The sequence below is a fragment of the Nocardioides nitrophenolicus genome (genome assembly GCF_016907515.1).
Taxonomy (GTDB): Bacteria; Actinomycetota; Actinomycetes; order Propionibacteriales; family Nocardioidaceae; genus Nocardioides; species Nocardioides nitrophenolicus.
In genome coordinates this window covers 187,102-204,228 of sequence record NZ_JAFBBY010000001.1, presented here as the reverse complement: position 1 = coordinate 204,228, position 17,127 = coordinate 187,102, and the positions used below count along the sequence as shown (strand labels likewise).

The window sequence follows — 17,127 nt, the reverse complement described above, 5'->3', positions numbered from 1 at the left end:
GCGACATGAGGTCGGGCCTGATCAGCGTCGAGGAGCTGCGCGCCACGCTCGGGGAGGTGAGCGTGCTCGACGTCCGGTACCGGATGGGCGGACCGGCGGGACCGGAGGAGTACGCGTCGGGCCACGTCCCCGGGGCGGCGTACGTCGACCTGGACGGCGCGCTCGCCGCCGCACCCGGGCCGCGCGGGCGGCACCCGCTCCCGGACGAGGCGGTGTTCACCGCCGCGATGCGCGCGGCCGGGGTGAGCGCCGGGCGTCCCGTGGTGGTCTACGACGACTGGTCGGGTCACGCGGCGGCGCGGTGCTGGTGGCTGCTGAGGTACCACGGCCACCCCGACGTGCGGGTGCTCGACGGCGGCTGGGCCGCCTGGCGCGAGGCCGGCGGCGAGTGCGAGACGGGTGCCGGCACGGAGCGCGAGAGCGGCGACTTCACCGCCCGTCCGGGCGCACTGCCCGTCGTCGGAGCCGACACCGTGCGCGCCGTGGACGTCCTGATCGACGCCCGCGCGGCCGAGCGGTACCGCGGCGAGGTGGAGCCGGTCGACCCGGTGGCGGGCCACGTGCCGGGTGCGGTGAACGTGCCGACCAGCCGCAACCTCGACGAGAACGGCCGGTTCCGCGCACCGGCCGGGCTCGCGGCGACCTACGCGGAGGTCGGCGCGGTGCCCGGCGCGGACGTCGCGGTCTACTGCGGCTCGGGCGTGACGGCGGCCCACGACGTGCTCGCCCTGGAGCTCGCCGGGGTCACCGCCGCGCTGTACCCCGGCAGCTGGAGCGAGTGGGTGGCCGACCCGAGCCGGCCGGTCGCGACCGGCTGACCTACCAGTGCACGCCCCGGAACAGCTGCGCCATCAGCATCTGCTCGGTCTCGCGGCGGTTGGAGGCGGGCGCCTCCTCGGCCGCGGCGGCCGCCTGCGACGCGGGCTTCTGGCCCTTCGCGGCGGCGGAGTCCGGGAACACCTGGTAGGCGAGGTTGAGGACCCGGAAGGCGGTGCGCGGCGCGATGGTGTGGGCCAGCTCGCCGGCGGTGCCGAGGGCGGTGTTGATCTCGTGGGGCTTGTCGACCATCGCCTTGACCACCACGTCCGCGGCCTGGGCCGGTGAGATGGTGGGGAACTTGTCGTAGATCTTGGTCGGGGCGATCATCGGCGTCCGCACCAGCGGCATGTGCACGTTGGTGAAGGTGATGCCGTGCCCGACGACCTCGGAGGAGACGACATTGCTCCAGGCGTCGAGCGCCGCCTTGGAGGCGACGTACGCCGAGAAGCGGGGCGGGTTGGTCTGCACGCCGATCGAGGAGATGTTGACGATGTGGCCCGAGCGCTGGTCGTGGAGCTGGGGCATCAGGCCCATGACCAGCCGGATCGCGCCGAAGTAGTTGAGCTGCATGGTGCGCTCGAAGTCGTGGAAGCGGTCCTGGGACAGCTTCAGGGAGCGGCGGATCGAGCGGCCGGCGTTGTTGATGACGTAGTCGACGCTGGGCAGCTCGGTCGTGAGCTGCTCGCACAGCCGGTCGATGGCCTCGAGGTCGGACAGGTCGCAGGGGAACACCTCGGCCCGGCCGCCGCGCAGCTCGATGAGGTCGCGGGTGGCCTCGAGCTTCTCCTTGCCGCGCGCGACCAGGACCGGGACGCCACCGGCCTGGGCGACCTTGAGCGCCACGACCTGGCCGATGCCGGACGAGGCGCCGGTGATGACGACGTACTTGTCCTTGAGCGCGGCCACGGCCTTCGGGTCGCGCCCGGTGGCGTCGTCGAGGTGCTCCTCCCAGTAGCCCCACAGCGCCCGGACGTAGGTCTCCAGCGGCGGCACGCTGATGCCGGAGCCGGCGAGCGCCTTCTCGGTGATCCGCGCGTCGAAGACCGACGGGAAGGAGGTGTGGGCGAGCACCTCGGCGGGGACGCCGAGCCGGCCGATGGTCTGGTCGAGGACCAGTTGGGCGGGGGCGGAGCGGACCACGGCGTTCATCAGGTTGATCGGGCGCAGTGCGCGCGGGATCAGGCCCAGCGGGCCGGCCGTGGTGACCGAGCGGTCGACGGGGGTGGCGAAGCGCGGCGCGCCCGCGGCCGAGCAGAAGGCGTTGATCATCTCGATCACCGGCTGCGGCTCGGGGTTGACCAGGTGGAAGGCCTCGCCGTCGCGCTCGGGCAGGTGGGCGAGATGGTCCATCGCCTTGGCGACGTAGTCGACCGGGACCAGGTTGGTGTCGCCGAGGTCGAGCCCGACCAGCGGCAGCCACGCGGGCAGCGAGTCGCGCAGCCGCTTGATCAGCGGGAAGAAGTAGTAGGGCCCGTCGATCTTGTCCATCGCGCCGGTCTCGGAGTGACCCACGACGATCGCGGGGCGGTAGACCCGCCACGGGATGGTGGCCTCGTCGCGGACGATCTTCTCCGACTCGTACTTCGTGCGGTGGTACGGCGAGGGCAGCGGCTGGCCCTCCTCGAACATGGTCTCGTCGAAGCGGCCGTGGTAGTCGCCGGCCGCGGCGACGGAGGACACCTGGTGGAAGACGCCGGCCCGCAGCGACTCGGCCAGGGCCAGCGCGTTGCGGGTGCCGTCGATGTTCATCGCGTCGTTGGTGGCGTCGTCGGCGGTGATGTCGTAGATCGCGGCGAGGTGGAAGAAGTGGTCGATCGAGCCGGCGTGCTCGGCGACCCAGGCGGGGTCGACGCCGAGACCGGGCTGGGTCAGGTCGCCGACGACGGGCTGCACCCGCTCGGAGCCCCACTGCCGGACCAGGGCCTCCATGCGGGGCAGCGACGACGCGCGGACGAGGACGAAGACCGGGCCGTCCCGGTGGTCGACGAGCTCGGCGATGAGGTGGCGCCCGATGAACCCTGTGGCGCCGGTCACGAAGTAGGCCATGCGCGCACGCTACGCGCTTTTGCCCGGCTCCGTTACCGGCCGGTCACTTGGCGGTTCCGCCTGCTACTGGTCGCCGCCACCGAACATGATCTCGTCCCAGCTCGGCACCGACGCGCGGCCTCGCTTCTTCTGCACCGGACGGCGGTGCTTGGCCCGCTCCGTCTCGCTCTCGGCGCCCTCGGCCGCCGGCGCCGCGGGCTCGGTCGGCTCGGGAGTCGTCGCGCGGATCGGCTCGTCGGCGAGCGGCTCGGCCGCCTCGCCGGAGACCAGGTCCAGTGCCTGGTCGACGGAGTCGCCGAGCGGCAGCGTGTCGTCGACCGAGCCGAGGGGCAGCGCCTCGCCGCCCAGCGGCAGCTCCTCGGGTACGGCGGCGAGCCGGCGCTCGCGGGCCTGCTGGAGGTCGTCGCGGGCCGGCGCGGCGGCGGGCGCCAGGACCTCCCCGATCAGCCAGCGCGCGTCGTCGTTGTCGGTGAGCACGTAGTTGCCGGGGGCGTCGTAGGTGAACCGCGCGACGCCGCCGCGCTCGGCGGTCTCGAAGGTGCCGGTGAGCACCCAGCGACCGGTGTCGCGCCGGTAGGCGTCCCAGGCCACCGACTCGGGGTCGCCGCCGCGCCCGCGCAGGTGGGCGGCGACCGCGTCGCCGAGCACCCGGCTGGCGGCCGGACCGGACTGGCCCTCGCCGGGGGTGCGCCGCACCGAGGCCTTCTGGGCCCGCTCGGCGACGTGCTCGCGCTCGGCGAGCACGGGGGCGACGTAGGGCATGATCGCCTCGACGGAGGTCCCGGCGGCCTCGGCCACCGCCTCCGCGGACTCGCCGGACCGGATCCGGGTCTGGATCTCGCGGGGCCGGATGCTGCTGCTCATCGGTGTCTCCAATCGACGCGGTGAGTCGCCGCGCACGGCTGCGCGCAGGTCGGGCGTGATGTCGAGGGTGAACTCGCCGCCCTGGTCGTCCACCAGCAGCAGCCGCCGCCGGTCGGGCCCGGCGGACTGACCAGCGGCGAGGGTCAGGCGCACGGGGCGGTGCGTGCCGCCCTGGTCCGCCGTGTCGGTCATGCTGCCCTCGGGTCGTCGGTGCTGTCGGTGCTGCTGGTGCTGCTGGTCTGCTCGCTGAAGGTTATCGGTCGAGCCTACGCCCTCCAGCGGGCCCGGCCGCGGACGTAGAGCCAGGTGTCGCCCTGCCGGCGGAAGCGGCTGATCTCGTGCAGCGAGCCCGGCCGGCCGTCGCGGGTGAACTGCGCGACGAACTCGACCATGCCGCGCTTGTCGGCGGGCCCGCCGTCCTGGGCCGCCAGCACCTCCAGGCCGGTCCAGGTGACGAGGTCGTCGAGCTGCAGTGCCGGCGGCCGGGTCGCGGGATGCCAGGTGTGCAGCAGGTAGGACACCAGCCCCTTCACGAACGCGGAGTACCGCGAGCGCATCAGCGCCTCGGCGGTGGGCGCCGTGCCCGGGTCGCGGTGGTAGGGGCGGCAGCACTCGTCGTAGGTCCGCCCGGAGTCGCACGGGCACGCCGGCCGCCCGGCGGCGTCAGCCACCGAGCACCCGGTCGAGGTAGGCGTTGGTGAAGACCCGGTCCGGGTCGAGCCGCTCGCGCAGGGCGAGCACGTCGGGCAGGCGCGGGTAGAGGCCCGCGAGGTCCGCGGCGTCCAGGGTGTGCAGCTTGCCCCAGTGCGGCCGGCCGGCGTGGGCGCGCAGGATCGGCTCCAGCACCGCGAAGTACGCGCGATGGTCGGCCAGGCGGTGGGTGTGGAAGGCGAGGTAGAACGAGTCGCGCTCGTACGACGTCGACAGCGGCACGTCGTCGGCCGGCGCCACCCGGATCTCGACCGGGAAGGAGACGGTCAGCCCGGAGCGCTCGAACGCCGCTCGGCACTCCCGCAGCACGTCGAGGCCCGCGGCGCGGGGGACGGCGTACTCCATCTCGCGGAAGACGACCTTGCGCTCGGTGGTGAACACGCGGTGCGCGAGGTCGGTGTAGGTGCGCGGCCCGAGCAGCCGCGACGCGAACCGGTTGGCGGCCGGGATCGCCCGCGGGGCCAGGTTGAGCGCCGCGGTCTGGGCGCCGAAGACCTGGTTGGAGAGCAGCTCGTCGTCGAGCCAGGCCCGCCAGCGGGGGAGCGGCTCGGCGGCGTCGAGGTCGGTGCCCAGCCGGGTGTTGCGCTTGGTGAGCATCCGGTCGGAGTGGGGGAACCAGTACATGTCGACGTGGTCGTGGGCCGCGGTCAGGTCGTCGAAGGCGGCCAGCGCGTCGTCCCACGACATCGGCCGCTCCTCGGCCCGCAGCAGGAACAGCGGCTCGACGGCGAAGGTGAGCGTGGTCAGCACCCCGAGCGCGCCGAGGCCGACCCGGGCCAGGTCGAGGACGTCGGGGTTCTCGGTGGCCGAGGCCCGCAGCACCTCGCCGGTCCCGGTGACCAGCTCCAGGCCGACGACCTGGGCGGCCAGGCCGGCGGCCCGGCCGCCGGTGCCGTGGGTGCCGGTGGACACGGCCCCGGCGAGGGTCTGCTCGGCGATGTCGCCCATGTTGTGCAGGCTCAGCCCCAGCCGGGCCAGCTCGGCGTTGAACACCTTGAGCTGGGTGCCGGCCAGCGCCGTCACCGTCATCGCGTCGCGGTCCACCGCGACGATGCCGCGCATCCGCTCGGGACGCAGGTGCACGTGGCGCGGGGTCGCGATGCCGGTGAAGCTGTGCCCGGTGCCCGCGCTCTTGACCGTGCGCCCGGCGGCGCGGGCCCGGCGGACGACCTCGGCGACCTCGGCGGCGTCGGCCGGCTGGACCACCTCGAGGCCGCTGGCCGACTCGAGGCCGGACCAGTTACGCCAGCTCGGCGCGGTGGGGGTTGTGCTCATGGGGAGGCACGCTATCCGGCCGCGGCGCCACCCGGATGAGCAGCGCGCCGACGAGGACCAGGACGCCGCCCACCAGGCACACCAGGTACGCCGGCGAGGCGCCCGCGTCGTCGATGACCACCCCGGCGACGGCGGCGCCGGGGGCGAGCCCGACGGCCAGGCCGGTCTGGATGAAGGCCATCCCCTCGGTCAGCCGGGCGGTCGGCAGCACCTGCTCGGCCAGCGACATCGCGGCGATCAGGGTGGGGGAGATGGCCAGGCCGCTGAGCAGCAGCACCGGCGCCATCACGACCAGGTTCGGGACGAAGGCGAGCGGCACGGTGGCGACCACCATGCCGACCGCGCCGATGCGCAGCCGGGCCAGCGGCCCGCGCCGCCAGGTGATCGCGCCGGAGACCACGCCGGCGAGCAGGCTGCCGAGCGCCCAGACGGCGAGATAGACGCCGGCCAGGGACTGGTGGCCCTGCTCGTCGGCGAACGCGACGGTGACGACCTCGGCCGCGCCGAAGACGACGCCGAGCGCGGCGCCGACCAGGGTGAGCGGCGCGATCGCGCCCCAGGGCATCGGCGGCCGGACGGCGTGCCGGTCGGTGCGCGGGTGGACGGGCGGCTCGGTCGCGCGCTGGACCGCGAACGCCCAGGTCCCGACCAGGCCGACGACCAGCGCCGTGCCCAGCCCGGCCGCCGGGTGCACCGAGGTCGCCAGCAGGGTGACCGCGACCGGTCCGGCGATGAAGACCGCCTCGTCGCCGACGGCCTCGAACGAGAACGCGGTGTGCAGCAGCGCGGGCCGGTCGGCGAGGGTGTGGGACCACCGGGCGCGCACGCAGGTGCCGACCGAGGGCAGCGCGGCGCCGGCGAGCACCGCGAAGGCGTACGTCGACCAGGTCGGCCAGTCCCACGACAGCGAGCCCATGGCCAGCGCCAAGCCGATGCCCCACAGGGTGATCACGACCGGCAGCACCCGGCCCTGACCGAGCCGGTCGATGAGCCGGCCCTGGGGGATCGCGAACACCGCGTTGGCGATCACGGCGGTCGCGGAGACCGAGCCCGCGAAGCCGTAGGAACCGGTCTCGTGCTCGGCCAGCAGGACGATGCCGAGGCCGACCATGGAGATGGGCAGGCGGGCGACCAGCCCGGTCAGGCTGAAGCGCGCGGTGGCCGGCGTGAAGATCTGGCGATAGGTCTGCAACATTGCGGGCTCATCGTCCTCCCTACGATGGTCGCGTGCCCAATCCGGACCCCCAGCCGACCGAGCCCTACGACGCCCTGCTGCTGCTGTCCTTCGGCGGACCCGAGCGCCCCGAGGACGTCGTCCCCTTCCTGGAGAACGTCACCCGCGGACGCGGCATCCCGCGGGAGCGGCTCGAGGCGGTGGGCGAGCACTACTTCCTCTTCGGCGGCCGCTCGCCGATCAACGACCAGAACAAGGCGCTGATCGCCGCGATCGAGGCGGACCTCGCCGCCCACGGGCTCGACCTGCCGGTCTACTGGGGCAACCGCAACTGGGAGCCCTATCTCGCCGACACCGTGGAGCGGATGGCCCGCGACGGCGTGCGCCGGGTGCTGTGCCTGGCCACGTCGGCGTACTCGTCGTGGTCGAGCTGCCGCCAGTACCGCGACAACCTCGCCGACGCGCTCGCCGCCGTGCCCGAGGACCTGGTCGCGCCGCGCATCGACAAGATCGGCGCCTTCTACGACCACCCCGGCTTCGTCGCCGCCAACGCCGACGGCGTGCTCGACGCGCTCGCCGGGCTGCCCGCGGAGGTCCGCGAGCACGCCCGGCTGGTCTTCGTCACCCACTCGATCCCGATCTCGATGAGCCAGTCCAGCGGTCCCGACGGAGGCGCCTATGTCGCCCAGCATCTCGAGGTCGCCGCGGCCGTCGCCGCGCGGGTCGCGGAGGCCACCGGCGTGAAGCGGCCCCACGAGCTGGTCTACTGCTCGCGCTCGGGCGCACCCCACATCCCCTGGCTCGAGCCCGACGTCAACGACCGGCTCGAGGAGCTGGCGGCCGAGGGCGCCGCGGCGGTCGTGCTGGTCCCGGTGGGCTTCGTGTCCGACCACATGGAGGTCGTCTACGACCTCGACACCGAGGCGCTGGCCACTGCCGAGCGGCTCGGCCTGCCCGCCCGGCGCGCGGCGTCGGCCGGCACCCACCCCGCGTTCGTGGCCGGGATCCGCGACCTGGTCCTGGGGCGCGCCGCCCGGGAGCGCGCGCTCACGCCGGTGCCCCGCGACCACTGCCCGCTGGGCTGCTGCGGGGGAGGCCGGTGACCGAGCCCGCCGCCCTCCGGGCGCTGGCCGAGGAGGTCGCCCGGGCGGCCGGCGTCCTGGTCCGCGAGCACGCCGCCGCGGGCGTCTCGGTCGCCGCCACCAAGTCGAGCGACATCGACGTGGTCACCGCGGCCGACCGGGCCAGCGAGGAGCTGATCCGGCGCCTGGTGCTCGCGGCGCGACCCGACGACGGCTTCCTCGGCGAGGAGGGCGACGACATCGTCGGCAGCTCCGGCGTGCGCTGGGTGGTCGACCCGATCGACGGCACGGTCAACTTCCTCTACGGCATCCCCGAGTACGCCGTGTCGATCGCCGCCGAGGTCGACGGCGAGGTGGTCGCGGGCGTGGTGCTCGACGTCGCCAAGGACGTGCTCTACGCCGGTCACCTCGGCGGCCCGGCCACCCGCGACGGCGTACCGCTCACCGTGCGCGGCCCCGCGCCCCTGGCGCACCGGCTGGTCGCGACCGGCTTCAACTACACCCGGCCGGTGCGGGAGGTCCAGGCCGCCGCGGCGGCCCGGCTGCTGCCGCGGATCCGTGACATCCGCCGTACCGGCTCGTGCGCGCTCGACCTGTGCCGGGTCGCCGAGGGCGCCCTCGACGGGTACGTCGAGGAGGGGGTGCACCTGTGGGACCACGCCGCCGGCGGACTGCTCGCGAGACTCGCCGGCGCCCGCCTGGTGGTCTGCGTCGGAGCCGGCGGCCAGGAGGCCGTCGTGTGTGCTCCGGAACACGGTTTCGAGGAGCTCCTGGAGGCGGTCCGGGACGCCGGGTTCCTGCGGGAATAGGACGGCCGCGAGGACTGTTCTGGGGACTCGCACCGACCCGGGTGTCGCGAACCGGCTCCGATGGTGCACAATCTGCCGCGCCCACCCGCACGATCCAGCGGGTGGCGGCCAGCCGAGGGGAGAGATCAACCAGTCATGGCGACTGACTACGACGCACCGCGCAAGAACGAGGACGAGCAGTCCGAGGAGAGCATCGAAGAGCTCAAGGCGCGCCGCCACGACAAGAACTCGGGCAAGGTCGACGAGGACGAGACCGAGGCAGCCGAGTCCTTCGAGCTGCCCGGCGCCGACCTGTCCCACGAGGAGCTCGCCGTCGAGGTCAAGCCCAAGCAGGACGACGAGTTCACCTGCATGAGCTGCTTCCTGGTCCACCACCGCAGCCAGCTCGCGGATCCCAAGAAGATGATCTGCAAGGACTGCATCTGACAACGACCGGAGCGGCCGTGGCGGTCTGACCGCCGCGGCCGCTCTGTCATGTCCTCAGCCGGGTTGCCCGGCCCGGGTCAGGCGTCGCCCTTGCGCAGTCCCGGCGGCAGCTGGCCGGTCGACTTGAGGTAGTAGCCGGCCGCCCGGCGCTGGGCGAGCATCTTGGCGAGCGCCACGAAGGTGCCGCTGACCGCCGCCCACGCGACCGCCTCCCAGACGTCGACGTCGGGGTCCGCCGGGTTCACCGGCGGCTTCTTGCCGGTTGCCGCGCGCCAGCTGGTGTCCAGCCCCTTCTTGGCGACCGCTGCGGCGCCGAGCGCCGCGACGAGGGAGAACGTCGACCAGACCTTGGAGCTGTCCTTTGCCATGGAGGCGAGCCTACTGGTCGGCCGCGCCGCCCGTCCGGACGGCGTTGAGGGCGCCGGCGAGGGCCCGCGGGTGGCGCGAGCTGACCAGCCAGTACGGCGCCGGGTCGGCCGGGTCGGTGATCTCCACCTTGACCGACTGGCGCAGGTAGGGGCGCAGCAGCAGGTAGGCGCGGGCGTCGGCCTCGGGGCCCGACACCCGGCGGGTCCGCTCGGCGTCCAGCGCCTCGGCGGTGCCGACGTACGTCAGCTCGATCCGGGCCCGGCCGGCCCGGAACCAGCCGTCGGACACGACCAGCCGGGCGCCGCCGTAGGACCGCAGCCAGGCGGCCATGCCGGCCAGCACCACGCCGGTCACCGCCCACGCCAGCCAGGCGGCGTGTCCGATCAGCGCGACGATCAGGGTCAGCCACAGCGTCGCGACGAGCATCGTGCCCTGGGCCCACCAGCGCAGCGGAACGCGCAGCCGCTCCTGGTAGCTCGCACTCTCGCTCACGGGGAGGATGATCCCATCCCGCCCCAGCCGGTCGTGCCCTAGGGTCTCCCCGTGCCCGACGACCTGGTGATCGCCGTCCAGCAGCTCGACCCCGGGCTGCCCCTGCCCGCGTACGCCCATCCGGGCGACGCGGGAGCCGACCTGGTGGCCGGCGTCGACGTCGACCTGGCCCCCGGCGAGCGGGCGCTGGTGCCGACCGGGATCGCGATCGCGCTCCCCGAGGGCTACGTCGCGCTCATCCACCCGCGCTCGGGCCTGGCCGCCAAGCACGGCCTGTCCATCGTCAACACCCCGGGAACCGTGGACGCGGGCTACCGTGGAGAGATCAAGGTGCTGCTGATCAACCACGACCCGGTGGAGGCGATCACGCTGCGCCGGGGAGACCGCATTGCCCAGCTGGTCGTCCAGCGGGTCGAGCGGGCCCGGTTCGAGGTGGTGACCGCCCTTCCGGACAGCGTGCGTGGCAGTGGCGGCTACGGTTCAACCGGAGGGTTCCAGTCGTGAGGAGGACACAGTGAGGCTGCGGCGCAAGGCTGCCGACCAGGCGGTCGAGGACGCGGGGGAGGAGACCACCGAGGTCGACCCGACCGCCGAGGTCGCCGCGAGCGACGCGACGGACGGCCCGTACGACGCCGACGACATCCCCGACGACGGCGTGGCCCGGCTCGACCTGGGCTCGCTGCTGGTCGCTCCCACCGAGGACCGCGAGCTGCGGGTGCAGGTCGACGAGCAGTCCGGCGCGGTCCGCGCCGTGCTGCTGGCGAGCGACGCGGGCGCGCTCGAGCTGCGCGCCTTCGCGGCGCCGCGCAATGGCGACCTGTGGAGCGAGATCCGACCCCAGATCGCCGCCGACGCCGCGCGCCGCGGCGGCACCGCCACCGAGCGCGAGGGCCGGTTCGGCACCGAGCTGGTGTGCGAGGTGCGGATGACCCGTCCCGACGGCGCCACGGGCACCCAGACCTCGCGGGTGATCGGCATCAACGGCCCCCGCTGGCTGCTGCGCGCCACCCTGCTGGGCGACCCGGCTCGCGAGCCGGAGTCGGCCGAGGCGTGGGAGGCCGCGATCGCCCAGGTCGCGGTGCGTCGTGGTGCCCATGCCATGCCCGTCGGCGAGCAGCTCCCGCTGTCGCTGCCCGAGGGCGCCACGCCGCGCGCCGTACCCACCAGCTGAGCGCTCCCATGCGCACCAAGAGCCGGCTGCGGCGCACCATCAGCAGATGGGCCAACCCCGACGAGGCCGAGGCCCGCGATCTCCGCAAGACCTTCAGCGGCACCGGCGTGGTGTGCATCGGCGAGGCACCCGACCGCGAGCCGGTCCGGCTGCGCGGCACCTTGCGCACGGTCACGCTGCGGCCGCGCGGCGGCGTCCCCGCGCTCGAGGCCGAGCTGTACGACGGCACCGGCGTGGTCACGGTGATCTGGCTGGGCCGGCGGCGGATCGCCGGCATCGACCCCGGACGGGCCCTCGAGGTCCTCGGCCGGGTCAGCAGCCAGGACGGCCACCGGATCCTCTACAACCCCCGCTACGAGCTGCTGTGAGCGCGGCGATCGGGGTCGACACCGTCGAGGCGCTGGTCCGGCGCCAGCTCGCCACCGCGCTCGGCGGGCGGCGAGGCATGGCCGAGGCCGCCATCCCGGGCGTGGTGTTCACGGCGGTGTGGCTGAGCACCAAGGAGCTCCAGTGGGCCCTGATCGGCAGCCTGGTGGTCGCCGGTCTGGCGCTGCTGGCTCGCCTGGTGCAGCGCTCGAGCACCCAGTACGTCCTCAACGCGGTGTTCGGCATCGGCATCGGCTGGGTGTTCGTGCGCTGGGCGCAGAGCTCCGGCGGCTCCGAGTCCGACCAGGCGCTGGCGTTCTTCCTGCCCGGCATCCTGATCAGCCTCGGCTACACCGTGGTGCTCGGGTTCAGCTGCCTGGTCGGCTGGCCGATGCTCGGCTTCATGCTCGGCAGCGTCACCGGCGACGCGACGGCGTGGCACGACGATCCGCAGGTGGTGCGGCTGTGCAGCCGGCTGACCTGGGTGATGCTGCTGCCCGGTGCGATCGGGGTGCTGCTGCAGGGACCGGTGTGGCTGCTCGGGCACAGTGGGCGGATCGACCCGGACCAGGCGGTCGTGCTGATCCTGATCCTGCGCACCGGCCTGGGCTGGGTGCTGCGGATCGGCTCCTGGTCGGCGATGATCTGGCTGCTCGCGCGCAACGCCACGCCGCTCTCGACACCCGCCGAGGTCGCCGAGGGCGCCGAGGCGCCGGACGCCGAGCCGGCCTGAGCCGGATCCGCGGGGCTACTTCTGCGGGTGCGAGCCCGGGGCCAGCAGGCGCTCGAGCTCGTCCTCGGCCTCGGCCGGCACCACGAACAGCAGCTCGTCGCCGGACTCGACCGGCTGCTCGGGCGTCGGCACGTAGACCTGCCCGTCGCGCAGGATCGAGACCAGCGCGCAGTTCTCCGGCAGCGGGATCAGCCCGGACGCCTTGCCGACGTACGGCGAGTCGGCCGGCAGCACCATCTCGACCAGGTTGGCGTTGCCCTTGCGGAAGGTGAACAGGCGCACCAGGTCGCCGACGCTCACCGCCTCCTCGACCAGCGCCGACATGATCCGCGGGGTCGAGACGTTGACGTCGACGCCCCACGCCTCGGTGAACAGCCACTCGTTGTTGGGGTGGTTGACCCGGCCGACCGTGCGCGGGACGCCGAACTCGGTCTTGGCGAGCAGCGAGGTGACCAGGTTGGCCTTGTCGTCGCCGGTGGCGGCGATGACGACGTCGCACTTGTCGAGGCGGGCCTCCTCCAGGGAGGAGAGCTCGCAGGAGTCGGCGAGCAGCCACTCGGCGTCCGGCACCCGCTCGGGCCGGATCGAGGACGGGGACTTGTCGATGAGGAGCACCTCGTGGCCGTTCTCGATCAGCTCCCGCGCGATCGAGCGGCCGACGGCGCCTGCTCCGGCGATGGCGACACGCATGTGTTTTCCTTGCCCCTCAGACGGTTCAGTCGGCGTGCTCGGGCCCGCGGCCGAGCACCTCGTAGGCCTGGTCCGCGGACTCCTCGCGGGTGACCAGGTGCAGCATGTCGCCCTCCTGGATGACGCTGTCGCGGTCAGGCAGCAGGCCCTCGCCGAGGCGGTCGATCCAGGCGACCCGGCAGCGGGCCTGCTCCTGGAGCTGGCCCACCCGGGCGCCCACCCAGACCTCCGGCGCCGGGAGGTGGTCGACCCGGATCGTGCCCGACGGGTCGCGGAAGTCGGGCTCGGCGCCCGCCGGCAGGATCCGGCGCAGCACCTGGTCGGCGGTCCACTTCACCGTCGCGACGGTGGTGATGCCGAGGCGCTGGTAGACCTCGGCCCGGCCCGGGTCGTAGATCCGGGCGACGACCTGCTGGATCCCGAAGGTCTCCCGGGCCACCCGCGCCGCGATGATGTTGGAGTTGTCACCGCTCGACACGGCCGCGAACGCGTCGGCCCGCCGGATCCCGGCCTTCTCCAGCACCTCCTGGTCGAAGCCGATCCCGGGGATCTTGTCCCCGTTGAAACCCGGCCCGAGGCGCCGGAAGGCGTCGGGCTCGCTGTCGATGATCGACACGGTGTGGTTGCGGTCCTCGAGGCTGCGGGCCAGGGTCGAGCCGACCCGGCCACAGCCCATGATCACGACGTGCACGGTGAGCACGCTATCCCACGTCTCATGCCGCAGGGCATGACCGCCGGCCCGCCGCCTGCTGCGCGGAGCACGGCATCCGACCTGGCGGCGTCGGCGTCGCTCGGAAGGCGATCCGGCCTGCCAGCGCTCCGCCGCCTTGCCAGCGCTCCGCCGCCTTGCCAGCTCGGCGCCGTACACCGCTCGCGACGACGCCAGTCCGGCGGTCATGCCCTACCGTTGTCGCTCGTGGGTGTCGGAGACGTATCGAAGCGCATCCTCCTCGGACGCAAGCTTCGCAGCGCCCAGTTGGGGGAGACGCTGCTTCCCAAGCGGATCGCGCTCCCGGTGTTCGCGAGCGACGCGCTGTCGTCGGTCGCCTACGCCCCGGACGAGATCTTCATCATGCTGGCGATCGCCGGTGCCTCGCAGTACATCTGGTCGTGGAAGATCGGCATCGCGGTCGCGATCGTGATGGCGGCGGTCATCGCGTCCTACCGGCAGACCGTGCACGCCTACCCGTCCGGCGGCGGCGACTACGAGGTGGCCACCGTCAACCTCGGGCGCACGGCCGGCATGACGGTCGCGAGCGCGCTGCTGGTCGACTACGTGCTCACGGTCGCGGTGTCGATCTCGTCGGGAGCCAACTACGCCTCGGCGGCGATACCGGCGTTCCAGGACCACGAGGCGCTGATCGCGGTCGTGCTGGTGCTGCTGCTGATGGCGATGAACCTGCGCGGCATCCGCGAGTCGGGCACCTTCTTCGCGATCCCCACCTACCTGTTCATGGCCGCGATCCTCGGGATGTGCGCCTACGGGCTGATCGAGGGGATCAGCGGCTCGCTGCCGATGGCCGAGAGCGCCGGGCTCGACATCGAGCCGCGCGAGGGCTGGGAGGAGCCGCTGACGACCTTCGGCCTGATCGTGCTGCTCGCCCGCGCGTTCTCGTCGGGCTGTGCCGCGCTGACCGGCGTGGAGGCGATCTCCAACGGGGTGCCGGCGTTCAAGCGGCCGAAGAGCAAGAACGCCGCCTCGACCCTGCTCCTGCTCGGCCTGATCGCGATCACGATGATGATCAGCGTGATCGTGCTGGCCAAGCAGATCGGGCTGAAGTACGTCGACCCCCACGAGCTCGAGCGGCTCACCATGAACGGCGTGCCGGTGCCGAAGAACTACGACCAGCACGCCGTGATCGCACAGATCGCCGACGCCGTCTTCCACGACTTCAGTCCCGGCTTCTACTTCGTCGTCACGGTCACCGGCATCATCCTGGTGCTGGCCGCCAACACCGCGTTCAACGGCTTCCCGGTGCTCGGCTCGATCCTCGCCAAGGACGGCCTGGCCCCGCGCGCGCTCGGCGCCCGCGGCGACCGGCTGGCCTACAGCAACGGCATCGTCTTCCTCGCCCTGATGGCGATCGTGCTGATCGTCGCCTTCGACGCCGAGACCACCAAGCTGATCCAGCTCTACATCGTCGGCGTCTTCGTCTCCTTCAACCTCAGCCAGCTCGGCATGATCCGGCACTGGACCCGGGCGCTCGCCACGGAGCGGGACGCCGCCGAGCGGCGCCGGATGATCCGCTCGCGGACCATCAACGCGGTCGGGCTCTCCTTCACCGCGGTGGTGCTGGTCGTCGTCCTGCTGACCAAGTTCCTCGCCGGCGCCTGGATCACCGTGCTCGCGATGGGCTTCTTCTTCGCGGTGATGAAGGGCATCAAGCGCCACTACGACAACGTCGAGCGCGAGCTCGCCGCCGACGAGGCCGACAAGGCGCTGCCGACCCGGGTGCACGCGATGGTGCTCGTCTCCAAGCTGCACAAGCCGACCCTGCGCGCGCTGGCGTTCGCGAAGGCGACCCGGCCCAACGCGCTGGAGGGCGTCTACGTCTCGGTCGACCAGAAGGAGACCGCGCGGCTGCTGGAGGAGTGGGACGAGCGCAACACCGGCATCCCGCTCAAGGTGCTCCACTCGCCGTACCGCGAGGTGGCCAAGCCGATCGTCGAGTACGCCTCCGCGATCCGCCGGGCCAACCCGCGGGGCGTGGTGGCGGTCTACATCCCCGAGTACGTCGTGGGCCGCTGGTGGGAGCAGTTCCTCCACAACCAGACCGCGCTGCGGCTCAAGGGGCGACTGCTGTTCACCCCCGGCGTCATGGTCATCTCGGTGCCCTACCAGCTGCGCTCCTCCCAGATCGCCCTCGAGCGCGAGGAGCGCGAGGAGCAGCGCGTCCACGCCGGTGACCTGCGCCGTGGCCGGGTGCGCGGCAACGACCGGCAGCACCCGCGGTGAGCCGGCCGGCTCGTCGTCCGTCGCGGCGGCCCCGGGCCCGCGCCGCGCGCGGCGACTCGGTCGCCGGCCGGCGGTTCGAGGCCGAGATCGGCCCGGTCGCCCACGGCGGGCACTGCGTCGCCCGGGTCGAGGACCGGGTGGTCTTCGTCCGGCACGCCCTGCCCGGTGAGCGGGTGGTCGTCGAGATCACCGAGGGCACCGAGGGCGACCGGTTCTGGCGCGGCGACGCCGTCGAGGTGCTCACCCCGGCACCCGACCGGGTCCCCGCTCCCTGTCCGTACGCCGGCCCCGGGCTCTGCGGCGGCTGCGACCTCCAGCACGTCACGCTGCCCGCGCAGCGCCGGCTCAAGGCCGAGGTGGTGCGCGAGCAGCTGCGTCGGCTCGCCGGGATCGACGTCGACGTGAGCGTGGAGGCGGTCCCCGGCGACGAGGACGGGCTGCACTGGCGCACCCGCCAGCGCTACGTCCCGCTGCCCGGCGGCGGCCGGGGCATGCGCAAGCACCGCTCCCACGACGTGGTCCCCGTCGAGGCCTGCCTGCTCGAGGCGCCCGCCGGTCCGTCGTACGTCGTGCGCGGGGTGGCCTTCGAGGTCGCCGACGGCGGCTTCTGGCAGGTCCACCCGGGCGCTCCCGAGGCGCTGGTCGACGCCGTCCTGGCGGCCCTGGATCCGCGGCCGGGGGAGAGCGCGCTCGACCTGTACGCCGGCGTCGGCCTGTTCAGCCGCTTCCTCTCCGAGGCGCTCGGCCCGACCGGCCGGGTCGCCGCGGTCGAGGGGGACCGGGCGGCCTCGGCCCTGTCCGAGCGCAACTGCCCGGGCGTCACGGCCGTCCCCGGCGACGTCGCCTCAGTGCTGGCCACCGGACTCCCCGCGGCCTGGAGCCGGGCCGACCTGGTCGTCCTGGACCCGCCCCGGGCCGGCGCCAAGCGGGCCGTCGTCGAGCAGGTCGTGGCCCGCGGTCCCCGCGCGGTCGCCTATGTCGCCTGCGACCCCGCGGCACTCGCCCGCGACGTCGCGATCTTCGCCGAGCACGGGTACCGGCTGGTCACGCTGCGCGCCTTCGACCTGTTCCCGATGACCCATCACGTCGAGTGCGTGGCGCTGCTGACCCCCTGACCCCGGCTCACCGGTGAGGCACGATCTGG

19 protein-coding genes are annotated in these 17,127 nt (G+C 73.5%); 10 read left to right on the top strand and 9 right to left on the bottom strand.

Annotated elements, in window-relative coordinates:
- Positions 1-5: 5 nt before the first annotated feature.
- The gene (locus JOD66_RS01000; RefSeq protein WP_204835097.1) at positions 6-818 is read left to right on the top strand and encodes a sulfurtransferase; all 813 of its coding nucleotides are present in this window, start codon (positions 6-8) and stop codon (positions 816-818) included.
- 1 nt (position 819) lies between these two features.
- Here the strand turns inward: JOD66_RS01000 and JOD66_RS00995 are convergent, their stop codons facing one another.
- From JOD66_RS00995 to JOD66_RS00975, 5 genes are all read right to left on the bottom strand, one after another.
- Positions 820-2,865, bottom strand: coding sequence for an SDR family oxidoreductase (locus tag JOD66_RS00995; RefSeq protein WP_204835096.1), 2,046 nt, complete (start codon positions 2,863-2,865; stop codon positions 820-822).
- A 63-nt stretch (positions 2,866-2,928) separates the two neighbouring features.
- Positions 2,929-3,921 carry a septation protein SepH gene (gene sepH / locus JOD66_RS00990; RefSeq protein WP_204835095.1) on the bottom strand — a complete coding sequence of 331 codons (993 nt, stop codon included), beginning with the start codon at positions 3,919-3,921 and terminating at the stop codon, positions 2,929-2,931.
- A gap of 74 nt (positions 3,922-3,995) precedes the next feature.
- Positions 3,996-4,400 (bottom strand): YchJ family protein, encoded by a 405-nt coding sequence (locus JOD66_RS00985; RefSeq protein WP_307823222.1) that lies wholly within the window; start codon positions 4,398-4,400, stop codon positions 3,996-3,998.
- On the bottom strand, positions 4,393-5,715 hold the full coding sequence (locus tag JOD66_RS00980) for a D-arabinono-1,4-lactone oxidase (protein ID WP_204835094.1): 1,323 nt from the start codon (positions 5,713-5,715) through the stop codon (positions 4,393-4,395). Before JOD66_RS00980 ends, JOD66_RS00985 begins: the two co-directional genes overlap by 8 nt.
- On the bottom strand, positions 5,681-6,910 hold the full coding sequence (locus JOD66_RS00975; protein WP_204835093.1) for an MFS transporter: 1,230 nt from the start codon (positions 6,908-6,910) through the stop codon (positions 5,681-5,683). The genes JOD66_RS00980 and JOD66_RS00975 overlap by 35 nt, the downstream gene beginning before the upstream one ends.
- A 32-nt stretch (positions 6,911-6,942) precedes the next feature.
- On the opposite strand from JOD66_RS00975, the gene JOD66_RS00970 reads away from it, so the two are divergent.
- The 3 genes from JOD66_RS00970 to JOD66_RS00960 all read left to right on the top strand — a co-directional run bounded on the left by JOD66_RS00970 (position 6,943) and on the right by JOD66_RS00960 (position 9,206).
- Entirely contained in the window at positions 6,943-7,992 is a 1,050-nt protein-coding gene (locus tag JOD66_RS00970; protein WP_204835092.1) for a ferrochelatase, read from the top strand.
- Complete coding sequence (locus JOD66_RS00965; protein ID WP_307823221.1) at positions 7,989-8,780, top strand: inositol monophosphatase family protein; 792 nt, start codon at positions 7,989-7,991, stop codon at positions 8,778-8,780. The genes JOD66_RS00970 and JOD66_RS00965 overlap by 4 nt, the downstream gene beginning before the upstream one ends.
- Positions 8,781-8,915: 135 nt before the next feature.
- Positions 8,916-9,206: a DUF4193 domain-containing protein gene (locus JOD66_RS00960; RefSeq protein ID WP_179726422.1), complete on the top strand. Its 291-nt coding sequence runs from the start codon at positions 8,916-8,918 to the stop codon at positions 9,204-9,206.
- Positions 9,207-9,283: 77 nt separating this feature from the next.
- On the opposite strand, the gene JOD66_RS00955 is transcribed toward JOD66_RS00960, so the two are convergent.
- Together JOD66_RS00955 and JOD66_RS00950 are read right to left on the bottom strand one after the other, a co-directional pair.
- Entirely contained in the window at positions 9,284-9,574 is a 291-nt protein-coding gene (locus JOD66_RS00955) for a DUF4235 domain-containing protein (RefSeq protein ID WP_204835091.1), read from the bottom strand.
- A 10-nt stretch (positions 9,575-9,584) separates the two neighbouring features.
- A complete protein-coding gene (locus JOD66_RS00950) occupies positions 9,585-10,067 on the bottom strand; it encodes a DUF3093 domain-containing protein (protein WP_307823220.1) in 483 nt (160 codons plus the stop codon).
- Positions 10,068-10,118: 51 nt separating this feature from the next.
- On the opposite strand from JOD66_RS00950, the gene dut reads away from it, so the two are divergent.
- From dut to JOD66_RS00930, 4 genes are read left to right on the top strand one after another with little or no spacing between them, the layout of a single operon-like run.
- Positions 10,119-10,571 (top strand): dUTP diphosphatase, encoded by a 453-nt coding sequence (gene dut, locus JOD66_RS00945; protein WP_204835089.1) that lies wholly within the window; start codon positions 10,119-10,121, stop codon positions 10,569-10,571.
- A gap of 10 nt (positions 10,572-10,581) precedes the next feature.
- Complete coding sequence (locus JOD66_RS00940) at positions 10,582-11,238, top strand: DUF3710 domain-containing protein (RefSeq protein WP_307823219.1); 657 nt, start codon at positions 10,582-10,584, stop codon at positions 11,236-11,238.
- Between the two features lie 8 nt (positions 11,239-11,246).
- Entirely contained in the window at positions 11,247-11,606 is a 360-nt protein-coding gene (locus JOD66_RS00935; protein ID WP_204835088.1) for an OB-fold nucleic acid binding domain-containing protein, read from the top strand.
- Positions 11,603-12,337, top strand: coding sequence for a DUF3159 domain-containing protein (locus JOD66_RS00930; RefSeq protein WP_307823218.1), 735 nt, complete (start codon positions 11,603-11,605; stop codon positions 12,335-12,337). Before JOD66_RS00935 ends, JOD66_RS00930 begins: the two co-directional genes overlap by 4 nt.
- Positions 12,338-12,352: 15 nt before the next feature.
- Here the strand turns inward: JOD66_RS00930 and JOD66_RS00925 are convergent, their stop codons facing one another.
- Together JOD66_RS00925 and JOD66_RS00920 are read right to left on the bottom strand one after the other, a co-directional pair.
- Positions 12,353-13,027 (bottom strand): potassium channel family protein, encoded by a 675-nt coding sequence (locus tag JOD66_RS00925; RefSeq protein WP_204835087.1) that lies wholly within the window; start codon positions 13,025-13,027, stop codon positions 12,353-12,355.
- Positions 13,028-13,052: 25 nt separating this feature from the next.
- Complete coding sequence (locus JOD66_RS00920) at positions 13,053-13,718, bottom strand: potassium channel family protein (protein ID WP_204835086.1); 666 nt, start codon at positions 13,716-13,718, stop codon at positions 13,053-13,055.
- A 225-nt stretch (positions 13,719-13,943) separates the two neighbouring features.
- Here JOD66_RS00920 and JOD66_RS00915 point away from each other — a divergent pair, with 225 nt between their 5' ends.
- On the top strand, positions 13,944-15,983 hold the full coding sequence (locus JOD66_RS00915; protein WP_307823217.1) for an APC family permease: 2,040 nt from the start codon (positions 13,944-13,946) through the stop codon (positions 15,981-15,983).
- Complete coding sequence (locus tag JOD66_RS00910; protein ID WP_204835084.1) at positions 15,980-17,098, top strand: class I SAM-dependent RNA methyltransferase; 1,119 nt, start codon at positions 15,980-15,982, stop codon at positions 17,096-17,098. The genes JOD66_RS00915 and JOD66_RS00910 overlap by 4 nt, the downstream gene beginning before the upstream one ends.
- The last annotated feature ends 29 nt before the right edge of the window (positions 17,099-17,127 follow it).